Source organism: Salinimicrobium oceani, from assembly GCF_012037645.1.
Map to the genome: position 1 here is coordinate 1 of NZ_JAAVJR010000648.1, position 445 is coordinate 445.

Here is a 445-nt window from a genome sequence, read left to right on the forward strand (position 1 = left end):
GCTTTCTGTAATCAATAAGGAGTATGAGAAGCGGAAACATTTACCGGCACCTCAATTCATAGATTCTCTTCTGAAGTCTTTTGAAATCGATTTTGAAATTCCGCAGGAGGACCTAAAGCGGATTCCAAAATCCGGAGCATTTATTACTATTTCCAACCATCCACTTGGCGGAATTGATGGGATGATCCTTTTGAAATTGTTACTTTCTCAACGGGAAGATTTCAAGGTGATCGCTAATTTTCTGCTGCAACGTATCGAGCCCATTCAACCTTACATCATGCCGGTGAATCCTTTTGAAGAGCATAAGGAGGCACAAAGCAGCACCAAAGGAATTAAAGAAGCCATTATGCACCTGCGGGATGGAAAACCCCTGGGGATCTTCCCGGCCGGAGAGGTTTCCACCTACCGCGATGAACGCAGGATCGTTGACAGGCCATGGGATCCT

General features: G+C 45.4%; 1 protein-coding gene. It reads left to right on the forward strand.

Annotated features, from left to right (window positions below; translation table 11 throughout):
* A partial coding sequence (locus HC175_RS18700; RefSeq protein ID WP_209310096.1) for a 1-acyl-sn-glycerol-3-phosphate acyltransferase occupies nucleotides 1–445 on the forward strand: 445 nt, incomplete at both ends.